Raw genomic sequence first — 15,088 nt, 5'->3', positions numbered from 1 at the left:
GATTAGCCATTCCAATTTCCAAATTCCCCATTTTGATAATCGAGAAAAGCTTGTTGAATTTCCTGTTGCGAGTTCATTACAAAAGGTCCCTGTGCTACTATAGGTTCGTTAAAAGGTGCGGCGTGTCCTAGAAGTAAAATACTTTCTTCCAAAGCTTCAATTTCCAGTTTTTCGCCATCATTATCAAACTCTACCAGGTTATGTATTTTGGCCTCATTGCCGTTTACTTTCAAATTTCCTTTAACTACGTAAAAGAAAATATTCCTTTCTGAAGAAATCTCTACAGAATATTTACCCCCTTCAGCAAAATGCATCGTGGCCAATTGAATATCATTTAAAGGTTGGAAAGCGCCATTTTTGTTTTCCCAATGTCCGGAAACTACGGCTAATTTTACTTTGCCGTTATCTAAACTTAACTGCGGAATATCTTCTTCCTGGAGTCCTTTATAATTAGGTTCGGTCATTTTATGCTTTGCGGGTAGGTTTACCCAAAGTTGAAGGAGTTCCAGTTCGCCACCGTTTCTTTTAAATTCATCTGAAGAAATTTCAGCATGAATAAGTCCTTTTCCGGCAGTCATCCATTGTACGCCCCCGGCTTTAATTACACTTTCCCAGCCACTACTATCTTTGTGGATTAGGTCACCTTTCAAAATAAAAGTTACCGTCTCGAAACCACGGTGTGGGTGTGGCCCAAAAGGCAGTCCATTATTATTTTCTGAATATTCTTGATAACCGTGGTGGTTTAAGAATAAGAACGGATCAATATGATCTATAGAATTTGTAGGTAAGGCACGATAAGTAATAAGATCTGCAATAGGAGAGCTTACGGCATCGTGAATTTTTTTTATGCTTCTCATAGCTCAAAAGGGATTTTAATTAAATACAAATTGATTGGCGAGTTTCAACTCATCCTCTGAAATGCTATGAGGCCTGTTTTTATAGATTTTCACTTCAACATTGGCATTCATTTCACGTAAAATTTCAGCTGAAGCTTCTACACGCTCTACCGGTACGTGAGGATCTGGATCTCCGGTGCCAATAAAAATAGGTGTGCCGTTAAAATCACCCGAATAATTTTCCGTATTAATTTTATCGCCAATAAGTCCGCCGGTGAAAGCAACTACGCCGCCAAATCTCTGCGCGTTTCGGGTTACAAATTCGAGTGTTAAACAGGCGCCTTGTGAAAAGCCTGCAACATAAATATTCTCAGAGGCAATGCCCGTTTCTTTTATATCTTCCAACAATTCTTTCAGCACTCTTAAAGCGGAAGAATAGGCGGGTTCGTTTTGAGCAACAGGAGCTAAGAACGAATCTGGGTACCAGGTAAAGTCTGAAGCCTGCGGGGCTAAAATTGCAAAATCTGGGGTGTTTAAGCGGTTGGCTAAAGAAAGGAATTCCTTTGCACTACCGCCACGGCCGTGAATTAAGATCAAAACTTTTTCTGCTTCCCGTAATTCTTTACCGGCGGTATATATCTCTTTTTTATGCATTTTAATAATTTTAATTTAAGATACTAAAACCCAATAAAAAAGTCCCGAAAAACGGGACTTTTAAAACAATTTTTAGATTTGCTTAGTTATCATCGTTATCGATCTTAACTTTCTTCTTTATCTCGCCATCATCTTCTTTGATCTTGATCTTTTTATCATCGGTCTTGACCTTTATCTTGTCTTCTTTCACCTTAACCTTGGCATCTTCTTCTTCGGCCAATTGTTCAATTTCTGATTTTTCTTCTTCCTGTTCTCTACAGGAAACTAAACTTAGGCTTAAAGCCAGGAGTAATAAGATAGGTTTTAGAGCAATTTTCATAGTTATTTCTTTAAAATTAGCAACATTAAATGTAGACTAAAAATCTTAATCTTTTTTAGCCAGTACTGCTTTTTCTGAAAACTCTAACAAATCTATCTCGGGGTTACCGTATAGCTCGATCTCACTTCGGTTTTTAGCAGTAAGCGTTAATTTATCTAATACCTCTATCTCGTTTTTAGATTTGCCTTCGGCAATAACCACGGCGGTTTTCGCGGTTAACCTTCTACCATCAAATTTGGTAGAATGCTCGGCGCGCAATTGCAAATCGTCTACTTCACCTTCAATTTTAGCTTTTGCTTTTTCATAAGTATCCACTTTAAATTTTGGTGCGTTTACCAGGGCTTCAATATCGCTGGAGCCGTTTAGCTGAAAATAAGCATCTTCTGCAGTGAGGTTCAATTCTATTTTAGAATCACCTTCATTAAAAAGATCGAATTTGGTAGCGGTAATAGTAAGATAGACTTCAACATCTTCGCTGCTGGTAATCTTAAGCTCTTCCGAATAAAGTTCTCCTTCAGCTTCTAATTCTACTTTTCCCGAAACATTTATTTTCTGAAGATTTTCTGGATAAGTTATTATAATTTCCTGGGATTTACTTTTTCCAATTTCTTTACTGGGCTTAAGGTATAAAGTGCGGTCTATAACCTCGCCTCTAATTATACTATGCAGGTTATCATCGGCCTCAACCTCCATCATCGCGGTACTGCCCTTCTTCAGTTCTACTTCAAAATCACCGGCTATTTCAATGCTATGAAAGTCTGGTAATCGATTTTTTTCAGTAGTAACGTTTCCGCTTCCTTTTATTTTTTGGGCGCCACAGCTAAAGAATAATACAGCGCTAAATAGTAATAATAGTTTTTTCATGAAAATTGTGTTTGAAACAAATATAATAAAAAAGCCTCCAGACGGAGGCTTTTAAGATTTGCTTAGCATTCGTAGAAAGCTACATTACATTTCCTGGTTAAGATTTTATGGCATTCTATATAATCTTTGACTATCTTTTCGTTTTCTACTACCGGTTCTCCTAAATTGAAGACCACCAATAGTATTTGGAAGATTAACTGTATCATAATTCCTCATTTTCATTGTTCTCTCTGTTATTCTCAACCGGTTTTTTATCTACCGTTACCCCTCGACTATTAATTTGAATATTCACTTCTTCTTCACCAGAGTTTATCCTTGCATTAAAATCACCTTCTTCATTCCATTCGTCTTCCCTATCAGACTCCCAATCTTCAACCGGGCAATCTTCGCAAATGGCTTCATCTTCGGTAATCTTTAAGAACTTCTCTTCATCTCCAGAGATCAATATATCTCCCCAGTAATCTGTATTTCTATGAAATGTACTGGTATTGTTGTCTGCAAAAAGAGTAGTGCCTTCCGGTAGATATAAGGTTACTTTCACTTCCTGGTCTCGATATTTAAATTCAGCCGGTGATGTAAAGAAACTGTTTAGCAATAATTCATTTCCGCTGAAACTCGTATTGTAATCGATATTCTGAGCGCGTTCTTTTGCTTCTTTGTAATCTTTACCTTCCGCAGATTTTACGACTTCCAGTTTTGCCAGCGAATCTTTGGTAGCTTTTACAATTAAGCGAACATCAGAGCTATACAGTACTTTCTCATCATTATCATTATACTTTATTTTGAAGTCTGTACTTCTATAAATACTTGATGAATAATTAGAATCGCTTTGCATTCCCAGGTAAAGCGTATCGTTTGCTGAAATAGGAAGTGTTTCAGAAACTACTTGTTCCCCATCAAAAGCCCTGTGAGTGGCTTGCTGAATTCCTATTACGGTGGCACCAACTAAAGCAAGTATCCAAAGGCCGAGTAGGACCAGTTTAGCCGGAGTTCCTATAGATCTTAATTTGCCTACAAGAATTTTTAATCCTAAAACGAACAGGAAGAAAAACGGAATCCCTACAATTAGAAAACCTAGTAACCATAACAACCAGAGTGGTGCGCCGCTAACGGCCATTTCTACATAACTACTCCAGGGAGCATCTATAATTCCAAAAGTTCCAACGGTAAATAAGCCTACAAATAGACTAATTAATACAGATCCCGCTAGAATTATTAAAACAATACCTATTAGTTTAACAAATACCTTTAAGATAAAAGTAATAATATCTCCTATTGCGGTAGCTGCAGAGTTAGCGCCATTTCTAGCCTGGTTTCCATATTTCTGGTAATCTACATCTTTTACTTTTCCGGTAACATTGTCAAAACCCTCCCGAATTTTTTTTTCAATATTACTAATGGTTACCTCTTCACCACGCATAGCCAGTTTATCGGCTGTGGTTTTAGCTTCTGGTACAAAGATCCAAAGGGCAATGTAAATAAGAATAAACGCACCACTGGAAAAGATGGTAAGTAATATCCAAAGTAAACGTACCCAGATAAAATCTATACCTAAATAATGTCCCAGTCCTGAAGAAACTCCACCAACATAAGAATGCTCGGTATCTCTAAATAACTGCTTTCCTGAAGATTTTGTGGTTTTGGTATAAACCGGTTCGTCTTCAAAGATCTCTTCATCTACCATATAATCTTCGGGTTGCCCCATTATGGCGATTACTTCTTCTACTTCTTTAATGCCGATAACCTGACGGTCTTCTTTTTTCTTCTCATTGAACAGTTCAGCAATACGTGCTTCAATATCAGCTATAATTTCATCTTTCCCTTGAGTATTGGTAAAAGAACGTTTTATGGCATCCAGATAATGCTGCAGTTTGGCATATGCATCTTCGTCAATGTGAAAGAATATACCGGCAAGATTTATATTTACTGTCTTATTCATGATTCTTGTTTTTTTGAGTGGTTACAATGTTAACAGCGGTTTGCAGTTCGTTCCACGTGCCGGTAAGCTCCTTTAGAAAGAGTTTTCCGGTATCGGTAAGGCCATAATATTTTCTTGGCGGTCCGCTGCTGGATTCTTCCCAGCGATAACTGAGCAATCCTGCATTTTTTAACCTGGTTAATAGAGGATAAATTGTGCCTTCAACCACCAGTAGTTTGGCGTCTTTAAGAGTGTCTAGAATTTCAGCTACATACGCATCTTCGTCTTTTAATACCGAAAGAATGCAGTATTCCAGCACACCTTTACGCATTTGAGCCTTGGTGTTCTCTATCTTCATAACGTTTGATTTTTAGGGTTTTTAAACTGTTCATTTTTTGATTGTTGATGGTTATTAAATTGATGATTATCTGAATCTCTTCCTATAAAATTGATGCTTAAAGGAAAAGAATAATTTTCTCCATTGCTGGCTTTTACACTTGCGCTTATCACCGCAAATATTTCTAAAATAAATAGTGCTGAAAGCAGGATAGCAAATACACTAATGGTGATAACTATAGAAATTGCCTGTCCCATTTCGTCTATATAAAATTGGTCTGGACCAATAACAAAGGGTACTTCGCCGCCTAACCTAATTGCCTGGAAAAGTACAATGGCTAATCCTACTGCTAATAGGAAAATGGTATAGAGAAAAAGACTAATTTGAAAATTGATGGCTTTCCTGCCGTGATCGTCTATAAAAGGCTTTTCTTTTTTTGTTAACCATAATATTAGGGGAAAAATAAAATTCCCAAATGGAATAATAAACTTTGAATAAACCGATAAATGCAAGATCGTGGCCAGTGTTTTTTCTTCTTTTGCTATATTTGAGTTCATAACCTAATAATTTATAATACAAATATATGTTTAAAAGAAGGTATTTTGCAAAACATAGTACTAAAACTTAACATAAATTTATGATTTATAAGGTCAACAGATATTGATTAATTTGAATACATTTAATAAAATTAAATACTTCATAATGACATTAAATAAAGGTAAACTCAATAAATTTTTAATGCTGAAACTGCCTAGTGCCTGGCTGTGCGGGGTTAGAGTAGATGAGATTGAGGAAAATACTTGTAAGGTAACTGTAAAACATAAGTGGATTAACCAAAACCCATTTAAGAGTATGTATTTTGCTGTACAGGCAATGGCTGCCGAATTAAGTACAGGCGCGTTGGTGATGGGGAAAATTCAGAAATCTAATACTAAGATTTCTATGTTGGTGGCTCAAAACCGTGCGCAGTTTACCAAAAAGGCTACAGGTAAAATAAGTTTTTATTGTTATGACGGTCATTTAATTGATGAAGCCATTGAAAAGACTTTAACTACGGGAGAAGGGCAAACCTTCTGGATGAAATCTACCGGTATTAACGACACCGGGCAACAGGTTGCCATATTTGAATTTGAATGGACCATTAAAGCAAAATAATATGAATGCACACGAAATAGACTACCAGATCTTTGGGGAAGAGATGCAGTATGTAGAACTGGAACTAGACCCACAGGAAGCCGTAATTGCTGAAGCCGGCAATTTTATGATGATGGATGACGGAATAAGAATGGATACCATTTTTGGTGATGGCTCTAAAGAAAATGAAGGTTTTCTAGGGAGAGTTTTAGGCGCCGGAAAACGTTTACTTACCGGCGAAAGTCTTTTTATGACCATTTTTAGTAACGAAATTCAGGGGAAAAAGCGTATTAGTTTTGCTTCCCCATATCCTGGTAAAATAATTCCAATAGATCTAACTCGTTACGGTAATAAGTTTATCTGCCAGAAAGATGCATTCTTATGCGCAGCGAAAGGTGTTGCTGTTGGAATTGAATTTAGTAAGAAACTCGGTAGAGGATTTTTTGGTGGTGAAGGCTTTATTATGCAAAAACTGGAAGGTGATGGGATGGCTTTTGTTCACGCCGGTGGCACTATGGCCCGAAAAGAATTATCTCCCGGTGAAAAGCTAAAAATTGATACCGGTTGTATTATTGGGTTTACCCAGGATATAAACTATGATATTGAATTTGTAGGAGGAATTAAAAATACCATTTTTGGTGGAGAAGGACTCTTTTTCGCTACGCTTACAGGTCCGGGGACCGTTTACGTACAATCCCTACCTTTTAGCCGTTTGGCTAACAGAATTTGGCAGGCTGCGCCACAAGGTGGTGGTAAAGATAAAGGAGAAGGCAGTATTCTTGGAGGCTTAGGAGATGTAATAGGTGGTGATCGCAGATTTTAGTTTGGTTAAACACTTGTGAAAATAAAAGGAATTGAGATATTTTTATTATATTTAGGTGATTCTAAAAAGCTACAGCCTATTATAAGATTTCTACTCTTTTTTAATTAACCTAACTCTAATCTAAATCTTTCAAATTATGGCGCGAGCGATGTTTGAATACACCAAAACTGTTCTTGACAAAGTTAGTTTTGACCCCACCCTTTTTTGCAGGGAAGTGAAAAAAGCACTGCAACGACTTTTACCTCATGAAATTGAGGAACTGAGAATCTGGATCATGGCTTTAACCAATAAAAATCCAGAACTTAATCAATGTCTAATTCTTTTAAATACATAAAAAAAAGCGGCTTTAAAGGCCGCTTTTTGATTTTTACTAAACTAGAGAATAGTTCTTCCTGATTTATTCCTGAAACTCGTTCTTCTTACTTAAAGGACTAATAATATTCACATTGTGAAAAGCGATAGCACCCTTTACAACACCTGCAATCGTACTTCTTATAGCTTCAATGATCTGCATTTTTAATTCGCTTCGGTTATAGATAAGACTCACTTCTCTTGCCGGAACAGGATCTTTAAACATTTTTAAATTTTTCTTCTCGCCATCTTTTAGGTCCAGGGTGTGTAAATAAGGCAGAAGCGTCATACCCAATCCTTCATTGGCAAGTTTTATTAAAGTTTCAAAACTTCCGCTTTCCAGCTGAAAATGGTCTTCGTCGTAATTTCGGGAAGACTTACATAAATTAATGATTCCGTCTTTAAAACAATGCCCATCTTCCAGAAGGAGCATGTCGTCTATATCAAGATCGTTTACTTCAATTTTTTCTTTATTATGCAGCCTGTGAGCATTTGGAATATAACCTACAAAGGGTTCGTAATAAAGTACATTTTCTTTAATTCCCGGCAATTCCAATGGAGTAGCGGCAATTGCAGCATCTAAATGTCCTTCCCTTAAGCGCTCAATTATAGCCTCTGTATTTAACTCTTCTATTTTGAGTTTTACTTTCGGATACTTTTTGATGAAATTGTTGATGAACATAGGCAATAAAGTGGGCATTATTGTGGGTATTACGCCCAGTTTAAAAATTCCACCTACAAAGCCTTTTTGCTGATCTACAATATCTTTGATCCGGTCACTTTCATTAACAATATTTCTTGCCTGCTGTACAATTTTTTGGCCCGTTTCGGTTAGTTGAATAGGCTTTTTGGTCCTATCAAATATTTGTACATCCAGTTCTTCTTCCAGTTTTTGAATTTGCATACTTAGCGTAGGCTGGGTTACAAAAACCTTTTGCGCTGCTTTAGTAAAATTCTTATGCTCGGCAACAGCCAATACATAATGCAGTTGTGTAATCGTCATAAAATTGAAGCCTTATTGTTACTGCAAATGTATTGGTTTTTTCTATTCTAAATTAGAATAAATATGATTTTGTCTATGTAAACTGATATTTGCCGAAGTTTTCTTTAGAACTGAAGCTGCAACGCTTTGTCAGATCCGTCAAATTCAAATTTAGCATCTTCCCAAAGTGGTGGCCCGTATAAATTCATTTGATTATTGGAAACTCCGTAATTTTCTTTCGGAATTCCATTACTTTCAAAATCCATCTGCTGATTTCCATTTTTATCGTGATAAGCGGTTACGGCATAGGTCCCGGAAGGAACTTCAGAAAAAGTGATTTGCGCGACTCCTTCTTTAATCTCACTTACTTCTCCCTGGATAGGGGCTTTTTTAAGAAAATTATCTTCATTGAAAAGGGCGAAATAAACCTTACCTTCTTCCGAAGAAAGATTCTCTACACTCACAACAATGTTTCCGGTAGTTTCAGTTTGCGCGAAGGCAATTTGACAAAGGAATAGACTGAATAAAATGGCAATTGTTTTCATAATAACTTAGTTTTTATTGATTTATATCTTCAAAACTAAATGGAATTATACTGCCGTATTAATAAATATAACCGAGTTGTAATTATTGAATGCTGAACCGTAAAATTCTTCAAAAGAAAAGAGAGAAAAGAATAAACGGAAAAGACTGAAAAATGTTTACCATCTTGAGTTGGTTAAGCATTAAGATTTCTTCTCGTAATCACTTCCAGGGGATGTTTAGATTTACGTATTAAAGTATTCCCCGCGCTTTAATTTCTAAATATTTATTAATGGCGTTAATGCTGAGATCTTCGGGTTTGGTGAGCAAAGTATTAATCCCATGTTTCCGTAACTCTGCCGCCATTAACTTTTTATCGTGTGTAAAACTTTCAGCGATTACCTGGTGAGCCATATCGGTAGTATTATCGGGTTTGCTGGTTATAATTTTATCCAGTTCTGTATTTTCAAAAAATATCACCACCAGCACGTGCTTTTTATTGATGGCCTGCAAATAAGGAAGCTGTCTTTTTAAGGCTGAAATATGTTCAAAATTGGTATATAACATCAACAGACTTCGCTGCGTGATCCTTTTGCGCAAATTGCTGTAGAGCATATTAAAATCTGAATCGGGGAACTGTGTATTGATGTTATACAAGCGTTCCATAATTTGCTGCAACTGGCTCAACTTTGCGTTTGCCTTAAGTATACTTTCAATTTTAGCTGAAAAGGAAATTAATCCTACTTTATCTTTTTTCTTAAGGGCAATATTAGAAAAAGCGAGGCTGCTGTTAATTGCATAATCCAGCAAACTCAAGCCATTAAAAGGCATTTTCATCACCCGCCCGGTATCTATTATAGAATAAATAGGTTGGGCCTTTTCATCCTGAAACTGGTTCACCATAAGATCGCCGTGTTTGGCGGTGGCTTTCCAGTTTATGGTCCTTATATCGTCTCCCGGCACATATTCTTTAATTTGCTCAAATTCCATGGTGTGCCCAATCCTTCTAATTTTCTTCAAACCAGCTTGAGATAAGCGATTATCTATAGCCAGGAAATCCAGTTTTTTCATTTGGATAAATGAAGGATAGACTTTAAGCATTTGTTGTTCTCCAAAAATACTTTTGCGTTTTGCAAGTCCTATTTTTGTGTAGCTATAAATATTAAGTTTTCCGAAGAAATATTCACCGCGTTCTACCGGTCGTAAAGAATAACTAAATTTCTCGGTAGCACCGGTCGCAATTTTTAGACGTTTAAAAAAATCGCGTTTTTGAAATTGCACCGGAATTTCATCTATAATTTCTACATAAATCGAAAAACCGTAATTGTTTTCAAGGATTACTTCTACATCATTTTCATCTGAGTTGGAGAATTTCTGCGGAAGAATTCTTTCGGCATTAATTTGGTTGTTTTTATAAAGACTTACCAGATCGGCAAGAAAGAATAATAGCAAAAGCAAACTTAAAACCCAGGTGAATCCAAATAAAAAGTCAAAGAAATAGGAAAACAGGAAGAGAAGTGCGATGACGAAGATCGCATAAAAAAAACGTTGATTTAGATATAAGGATTTAAAGAAGTTGAGCACTAACGTGGAATTTCTACAGATTGGGAAATCATTTCTATCACTTCTTTGGCGGTAATCCCTTCCATTTCTCTATCAGGACTAATTATAAGTCTATGAGCTAAGACAGGATTTAGCACTTTTTTAATGTCTTCCGGAATTACAAAATCCCTTCCATTAATTGCGGCAAAAGCTTTTGAAGCATTCATCACCGCGATAGAAGCTCGTGGAGAAGCACCAAGATAAATGTGCGAGTGATTACGGGTCTTTCCAACAATACTGGCAATATAATGCATCAGCTTTTCTTCAACGATTATTTCCTGGATCTGGTTTTTTAGCTCCTTTAGGTTCTTAGGATTCAAAACGGCTTCAATTTGAGAAATCGGTAGTGAACCCTTGCGGTCGTGATGGGTTTTTAGAATATTTATTTCGTCTTCAAGACTTGGATAATCTACTTCAATTTTAAATAAAAATCGATCTAATTGAGCCTCCGGTAAAGCGTAAGTTCCTTCCTGTTCTATAGGATTTTGCGTGGCCAATACCATAAAAGGTGCTTCCAAATCGTGTTGTACACCATCTATTGTAATTTGGCGCTCTTCCATTACCTCAAAGAGGGCAGCCTGGGTTTTTGCCGGGGCACGGTTAATCTCATCAATTAAAACGATATTCGAAAAGATAGGGCCGGGTTTAAATTCAAATTCGCCTTTTTGAGCATTTAATACCGAAGTTCCCAGTACATCACTAGGCATCAAATCTGGTGTAAATTGAATTCGGCTAAAATTAGTATCCAGGCTTTTTGCGAATAGTTTGGCGGTTAATGTTTTCGCAACCCCGGGAACACCTTCAATTAAAACGTGGCCGTTAGAAAGCAGGCCGGCGATTAATAATTCTACAAAATCATTTTGGCCAACAATAACTTTGGCCAGCTGGTTTTTTAAACTTGAAACAGCTTCTTTAAGATCGTCTAAAGGAATACGACTATCAAAATTTATCGATTCGGTTTCTTTATTTTCCTGATTTTCCATTGGAATGTGATTTAAAATTATTTATTGCTTCAGCAAGTTCGAAAAATTCACTTTTGCCGGCATTTTCGTTGTTAGAGATTCTTTCCATTTTTTCAAAAAGTTTCTTTCCTGAAGCGATACTGTTTCCAGATTTTGCCGCCAGTAAAGTATGGAATTCTTCATCTATATTTTTGGTTGAAATTTTATAATCCATCCGTATGTACTCTAAAAATAAATTGATCTTTTTCGAAATCAATTCTGCATATTCTTTTTCTTCTAAATAGAGATCACCAACGGTTTTAGCATATTCGTAACTCTGGTTCTTTGCAGGATTTACTAGCGGAATAGCTCGTTGTTTTCTTTTTCCTTCAAAAATAATGAACAAGATACTGCCGGCCAGTAAGAAATAATAAGCCCATTTAAGTCGGTTATCGCTAAGAAGAATATAGAGCGGAGAAGAGTAAAAGCTTTTACCTGCTTTATAATAATTGTCTAGAAATACCGGTTTTTCCTCATTTATATAAGCCAGAATTTTTTCTGCATATTCATAATTCTGCTGTGTTAAAAGAAAGTAATTACCAAATGCTTCAGGGGTGGTGTGTAGGTAAATTTTTCCTTTCCCAAATTCAGAACTTATAAAATTAGGCTGTTTGTTTTTATCATCTCCCTGAATATTTATTTGTCCCAGAACCTGAATAGAAGCACTATCTTTTTGCTGAAAGAAGAGCGGAGGAAATTCATTTTTAAATTTAAAACCAGTTTCACTTTTTAAAGACGAATTTTTAAAATTCAGTTCGGGTTTTGAGCTTAGATCGTTTTTTGGAATAAACACTTTAGTTTCCAGGTGAAGCGTATCCAGTAAAGCAGGGCTAATGCCCCTGGCAGAAATAAAAAGTTCGTTGCCCTTATTAACCCAATCCAATATTCTATTTAATTCATCTTGATCAAATGCTACAGCATTATTCAGGAAAAAATAAGTGCCATCTCCCAGGCTATCAGCAAGTTTTTCAAATGGTGGAATGCTAATTTCTTCCATTTCCCATTTGTTGGTATTCTTCCAGCTTTCGTGAAAAACCAGGGTTCCAAGCGGTATTTTATCATCACTCATATAACTGGGTGTCCAGTTTACGGGTTCAGGTTCTGAAGCCTCCAGGTAAGTTAGAAACACCACCAGGAGCAGGAAAAAACCGAAAAATAACTTTGCTGTTTTACCCATTGCTTCCAGGTTTTAAACTGTTTTCCATTTCCGTGAATTCCCTGTCAACTTTCTCAAAACGTTCTTTAGAAAGTGGAAAATCTCCATACCAGATAAAATCGTAGAGCCGGGTGATTTTTGTGAACTGCTCTTTTATTCCAGTTTCTTTAATCTCATTGATGTAGTCTTCGTTAGTTTTTTGAAATCTATAGGAAATATGTTCTGTTTGATCTAGCAAGCGAAGGCTTTTTAAATACAAATAACGCACCGCTAAACGATAATTCTCTTCGCTTATGGCTTGATTGATCAAAGAAGAAATATCAGCCCTTTTTACAAGCTCTTCTTCTTTTTGAAGGTTTACTTTCCCGGTAATAGGTTCTGCCATCACCGCGTTTCCAGGGTTTAAACGAATAAAAAGCCAGGTGATGACTCCCAGCACCAAAACAAGTAAAACGTATGGTAAAGCCTGGAGAACAGCACTCCAGAATGCGTTAGTTTGATAATCGCCAAAAAGCCATTGGAGAAAAGCATTCCATTTTAGGTTAACCCAACGTTTTAAGCGGGTCCACCAGGAATCCTCTTCAATTTTATCTAAATAATCAAAAGCTTTTTCCGATTTATAACGTTCAATTTTATCGCTGTCAAAATCAGCTTTTTCCAGTTTTTCATCAGTGATGTTCTCAGCTATTTCAGTAGAATCAGCAACTACTGGCTCCTGCGGAATAAAATTTCCGAAGAATAACAAATTGAAAAAAAGCAGGAATTTGATCATTATTCGTTTTTGCCCAGATTTTCGATGCTTTCGTAGGCGCCGGTGAAATATTTTTCTTCGTTTAAACTGTAATAAATGAATGCCACCCCAATTGGCGTAATCGCGTAAAGTATATACTGGATTGCGGAAGCTATAATGGTTAAGCTAAGGTAAACCCAATCGAACATATCGGCTACGTTTTCAGCTGAAGCTGAATTTTCTTCCATCATCGTAAACATTTTTATGAAGGTGTAGATAAGTACCGGGATTTGAAAAATAAAGCTAATCACATATACAATAAGCCAAATAAGAAAAAGACTTATAAAACTCGTCCACCAGTTGTTTTTCACCAGGTGAAAACCTTCAGAAATACTACCGCCAATACTTTCGTTTTTAAACACAAGAACCGCGGCTGCAATACTTAGCGGTACACTTAAATATATACCGGGAATAATAAAGATTATAAGTCCGGCGAAAATTAAGATCCAGGTAATTGCACCAAGACCAAACATTCCACCCAGGTCTTTTTTCACGCCCTGTTTAATTTCGTGGTGGTTTGTCTCCCCGTAGTTACTTACATAGGATTTAACGAACTGAAAGGCCGCCACATTCATCACCGCGAAATACAAAAGTAGACCAAGCATTAATAAACCAAAACTTATAAAGAAACCGCCATCCTGGCTGAACATAAGTGAATTGCCTACGGTAGAATAGGAATAATAAGTTACGGCGGCGATTAAAAGCAAATAAGCCGGCCAGGCAATTTTAGCAATGCTTTTAAAATAGGCCTTATAATTTTCGCGAATAAATTTAAAGGTGTAACTAATAATATCTCCAATCTCTCGCTGTTGCTTGAAATCAATGTAATCCTGCTTCATTAATTTGATGTTTTTTATTTAAAATATGGGGATAAAAAATATAGTAGAATAAAATAAGCGCTAAAGAACTGCCAATGATTAAAATCGCTAACCAATCGGGCATTTGAGTTTGCCTGGTGACAAAACCTTCCAGGAAACCGGCTATTATAAAAAATGGAATAGTACTAATCACAATCTTAAGTCCGTTTTTTACCCCTTTCGTAAAAGAAACCAGGCGAGTGTAAGTTCCCGGAAATAATATGCTTTTTCCAACCACGAGACCTGCACAACCCGCGATTATTATCACTGAAATTTCAATAGTTCCGTGAATCCAAATCGTCCTGGCAGATTCCCAAAGCAATCCCTGGTCGTAAAAGAAGTATTGAAACGATCCCAGCATAACCGCATTTTGCATTAAGATGAAGACCGTGCCTATTCCGGCAAGAATTCCCATGCTAAAAGCCAATAAAGAAACCCGAATGTTGTTAATGGTAATGCCAAGGAACATATCGGTTTCACTCATTTTTTTATAAACTGCCATAGGATCGCCTTCAGCAATATTTTGTAAAGTCATATTCACATAAGCATCGCCTAAAATACTTCTTACAAAAGTGTGATCTGAAGCTGCTGAAAAAGCTCCCGCTGCAGAAAAAAGAGCGAAAATTAAAAAGCTAAGCAGTAGTTGTTTCTGAAAATTATAGAAGAATAATGGAAATTCTTTAGTGAAAAACGTAATAAACCGGTTTCGTGATTCCTTTTTATTCTTATAGACTTTTTGATGCGCAGAAGCAGCTAATTGATTTAAGTAAGTAGTAGTGTTGCTTTTTGGATAAAAGGTTTTAGAGTAGCTTAAATGGTCGCTAACTTCAATATAAATATTGGAAAGCTGCTCTGGCCGCAGATTATTTTTATTTTGAAGCAGGCTTTCAAACTTCAGCCATTTATCCTTATTTTGCTTCACAAAAGCAGCCTCTCGCATGG

Annotated in this window: 19 protein-coding genes; 3 read left to right on the top strand and 16 right to left on the bottom strand. The window is 36.5% G+C overall.

Annotated features, from left to right (window positions below):
* Positions 1-2 precede the first annotated feature (2 nt).
* The 8 genes from APB85_RS16210 to APB85_RS16180 all read right to left on the bottom strand — a co-directional run bounded on the left by APB85_RS16210 (position 3) and on the right by APB85_RS16180 (position 5,485).
* Positions 3-857 (bottom strand): pirin family protein, encoded by an 855-nt coding sequence (locus APB85_RS16210; protein WP_057480793.1) that lies wholly within the window; start codon positions 855-857, stop codon positions 3-5.
* A 15-nt stretch (positions 858-872) separates the two neighbouring features.
* Complete coding sequence (locus tag APB85_RS16205) at positions 873-1,490, bottom strand: alpha/beta hydrolase (protein ID WP_057480794.1); 618 nt, start codon at positions 1,488-1,490, stop codon at positions 873-875.
* Positions 1,491-1,572: 82 nt separating this feature from the next.
* Complete coding sequence (locus APB85_RS16200) at positions 1,573-1,809, bottom strand: hypothetical protein (RefSeq protein WP_057480795.1); 237 nt, start codon at positions 1,807-1,809, stop codon at positions 1,573-1,575.
* Positions 1,810-1,854: 45 nt separating this feature from the next.
* Positions 1,855-2,673 carry a GIN domain-containing protein gene (locus tag APB85_RS16195; RefSeq protein ID WP_057480796.1) on the bottom strand — a complete coding sequence of 273 codons (819 nt, stop codon included), beginning with the start codon at positions 2,671-2,673 and terminating at the stop codon, positions 1,855-1,857.
* 62 nt (positions 2,674-2,735) lie between these two features.
* On the bottom strand, positions 2,736-2,879 hold the full coding sequence (locus tag APB85_RS17385) for a hypothetical protein (RefSeq protein ID WP_160319230.1): 144 nt from the start codon (positions 2,877-2,879) through the stop codon (positions 2,736-2,738).
* Positions 2,876-4,612, bottom strand: a complete 1,737-nt coding sequence (locus APB85_RS16190; RefSeq protein WP_057480797.1) for a PspC domain-containing protein — start codon at positions 4,610-4,612, stop codon at positions 2,876-2,878. The genes APB85_RS17385 and APB85_RS16190 overlap by 4 nt, the downstream gene beginning before the upstream one ends.
* On the bottom strand, positions 4,605-4,949 hold the full coding sequence (locus APB85_RS16185; RefSeq protein WP_057480798.1) for a PadR family transcriptional regulator: 345 nt from the start codon (positions 4,947-4,949) through the stop codon (positions 4,605-4,607). Before APB85_RS16185 ends, APB85_RS16190 begins: the two co-directional genes overlap by 8 nt.
* On the bottom strand, positions 4,946-5,485 hold the full coding sequence (locus APB85_RS16180; protein ID WP_057480799.1) for a DUF4870 domain-containing protein: 540 nt from the start codon (positions 5,483-5,485) through the stop codon (positions 4,946-4,948). Before APB85_RS16180 ends, APB85_RS16185 begins: the two co-directional genes overlap by 4 nt.
* A gap of 145 nt (positions 5,486-5,630) precedes the next feature.
* Between APB85_RS16180 and APB85_RS16175 the strand changes: the two genes are divergently transcribed.
* From APB85_RS16175 to APB85_RS16165, 3 genes are all read left to right on the top strand, one after another.
* The gene (locus tag APB85_RS16175) at positions 5,631-6,083 is read left to right on the top strand and encodes a DUF4442 domain-containing protein (RefSeq protein ID WP_057480800.1); all 453 of its coding nucleotides are present in this window, start codon (positions 5,631-5,633) and stop codon (positions 6,081-6,083) included.
* A 1-nt stretch (position 6,084) separates the two neighbouring features.
* A complete protein-coding gene (locus tag APB85_RS16170) occupies positions 6,085-6,885 on the top strand; it encodes a TIGR00266 family protein (protein ID WP_057480801.1) in 801 nt (266 codons plus the stop codon).
* 136 nt (positions 6,886-7,021) lie between these two features.
* Entirely contained in the window at positions 7,022-7,219 is a 198-nt protein-coding gene (locus tag APB85_RS16165) for a hypothetical protein (protein ID WP_057480802.1), read from the top strand.
* Between the two features lie 63 nt (positions 7,220-7,282).
* On the opposite strand, the gene APB85_RS16160 is transcribed toward APB85_RS16165, so the two are convergent.
* The 8 genes from APB85_RS16160 to APB85_RS16125 form a co-directional block, all read right to left on the bottom strand.
* Entirely contained in the window at positions 7,283-8,239 is a 957-nt protein-coding gene (locus APB85_RS16160) for a LysR family transcriptional regulator (protein ID WP_057480803.1), read from the bottom strand.
* A gap of 104 nt (positions 8,240-8,343) precedes the next feature.
* Positions 8,344-8,763, bottom strand: coding sequence for a DUF2141 domain-containing protein (locus tag APB85_RS16155; RefSeq protein ID WP_057480804.1), 420 nt, complete (start codon positions 8,761-8,763; stop codon positions 8,344-8,346).
* Between the two features lie 229 nt (positions 8,764-8,992).
* Positions 8,993-10,324: a DUF58 domain-containing protein gene (locus APB85_RS16150; RefSeq protein WP_057480805.1), complete on the bottom strand. Its 1,332-nt coding sequence runs from the start codon at positions 10,322-10,324 to the stop codon at positions 8,993-8,995.
* Positions 10,324-11,325, bottom strand: coding sequence for an AAA family ATPase (locus APB85_RS16145; protein ID WP_057480806.1), 1,002 nt, complete (start codon positions 11,323-11,325; stop codon positions 10,324-10,326). Before APB85_RS16145 ends, APB85_RS16150 begins: the two co-directional genes overlap by 1 nt.
* Positions 11,306-12,520 carry a DUF4350 domain-containing protein gene (locus APB85_RS16140; protein WP_057480807.1) on the bottom strand — a complete coding sequence of 405 codons (1,215 nt, stop codon included), beginning with the start codon at positions 12,518-12,520 and terminating at the stop codon, positions 11,306-11,308. Before APB85_RS16140 ends, APB85_RS16145 begins: the two co-directional genes overlap by 20 nt.
* Positions 12,513-13,271, bottom strand: coding sequence for a DUF4129 domain-containing protein (locus tag APB85_RS16135; protein WP_057480808.1), 759 nt, complete (start codon positions 13,269-13,271; stop codon positions 12,513-12,515). The genes APB85_RS16140 and APB85_RS16135 overlap by 8 nt, the downstream gene beginning before the upstream one ends.
* Entirely contained in the window at positions 13,271-14,128 is an 858-nt protein-coding gene (locus tag APB85_RS16130; protein WP_057480809.1) for a hypothetical protein, read from the bottom strand. Before APB85_RS16130 ends, APB85_RS16135 begins: the two co-directional genes overlap by 1 nt.
* On the bottom strand, positions 14,109-15,086 hold the full coding sequence (locus APB85_RS16125) for a stage II sporulation protein M (RefSeq protein ID WP_057480810.1): 978 nt from the start codon (positions 15,084-15,086) through the stop codon (positions 14,109-14,111). The genes APB85_RS16130 and APB85_RS16125 overlap by 20 nt, the downstream gene beginning before the upstream one ends.
* Positions 15,087-15,088: the final 2 nt, after the last annotated feature.

This window comes from Salegentibacter mishustinae (assembly GCF_002900095.1).
Lineage (GTDB): Bacteria > Bacteroidota > Bacteroidia > Flavobacteriales > Flavobacteriaceae > Salegentibacter > Salegentibacter mishustinae.
The sequence above is the reverse complement of the archived record's forward strand: the minus strand, read 5'-3'. Positions and strand labels throughout refer to the sequence as shown.

Excerpts from the sequence above, each read along its gene's own strand:
- APB85_RS16205 (WP_057480794.1), bottom strand. The coding sequence starts at position 1,490 with ATGCATAAAAAAGAGATATATACCGCCGGTAAAGAATTACGGGAAGCA.
- APB85_RS16210 (WP_057480793.1), bottom strand. The coding sequence starts at position 857 with ATGAGAAGCATAAAAAAAATTCACGATGCCGTAAGCTCTCCTATTGCA.
- APB85_RS17385 (WP_160319230.1), bottom strand. The coding sequence starts at position 2,879 with ATGATACAGTTAATCTTCCAAATACTATTGGTGGTCTTCAATTTAGGA.
- APB85_RS16190 (WP_057480797.1), bottom strand. The coding sequence starts at position 4,612 with ATGAATAAGACAGTAAATATAAATCTTGCCGGTATATTCTTTCACATT.
- APB85_RS16185 (WP_057480798.1), bottom strand. The coding sequence starts at position 4,949 with ATGAAGATAGAGAACACCAAGGCTCAAATGCGTAAAGGTGTGCTGGAA.
- APB85_RS16170 (WP_057480801.1), top strand. The coding sequence starts at position 6,085 with ATGAATGCACACGAAATAGACTACCAGATCTTTGGGGAAGAGATGCAG.
- APB85_RS16125 (WP_057480810.1), bottom strand. The coding sequence starts at position 15,086 with ATGCGAGAGGCTGCTTTTGTGAAGCAAAATAAGGATAAATGGCTGAAG.
- APB85_RS16175 (WP_057480800.1), top strand. The coding sequence starts at position 5,631 with ATGACATTAAATAAAGGTAAACTCAATAAATTTTTAATGCTGAAACTG.
- APB85_RS16160 (WP_057480803.1), bottom strand. The coding sequence starts at position 8,239 with ATGACGATTACACAACTGCATTATGTATTGGCTGTTGCCGAGCATAAG.
- APB85_RS16145 (WP_057480806.1), bottom strand. The coding sequence starts at position 11,325 with ATGGAAAATCAGGAAAATAAAGAAACCGAATCGATAAATTTTGATAGT.
- APB85_RS16165 (WP_057480802.1), top strand. The coding sequence starts at position 7,022 with ATGGCGCGAGCGATGTTTGAATACACCAAAACTGTTCTTGACAAAGTT.
- APB85_RS16180 (WP_057480799.1), bottom strand. The coding sequence starts at position 5,485 with ATGAACTCAAATATAGCAAAAGAAGAAAAAACACTGGCCACGATCTTG.
- APB85_RS16195 (WP_057480796.1), bottom strand. The coding sequence starts at position 2,673 with ATGAAAAAACTATTATTACTATTTAGCGCTGTATTATTCTTTAGCTGT.
- APB85_RS16155 (WP_057480804.1), bottom strand. The coding sequence starts at position 8,763 with ATGAAAACAATTGCCATTTTATTCAGTCTATTCCTTTGTCAAATTGCC.
- APB85_RS16140 (WP_057480807.1), bottom strand. The coding sequence starts at position 12,520 with ATGGGTAAAACAGCAAAGTTATTTTTCGGTTTTTTCCTGCTCCTGGTG.
- APB85_RS16200 (WP_057480795.1), bottom strand. The coding sequence starts at position 1,809 with ATGAAAATTGCTCTAAAACCTATCTTATTACTCCTGGCTTTAAGCCTA.
- APB85_RS16130 (WP_057480809.1), bottom strand. The coding sequence starts at position 14,128 with ATGAAGCAGGATTACATTGATTTCAAGCAACAGCGAGAGATTGGAGAT.
- APB85_RS16135 (WP_057480808.1), bottom strand. The coding sequence starts at position 13,271 with ATGATCAAATTCCTGCTTTTTTTCAATTTGTTATTCTTCGGAAATTTT.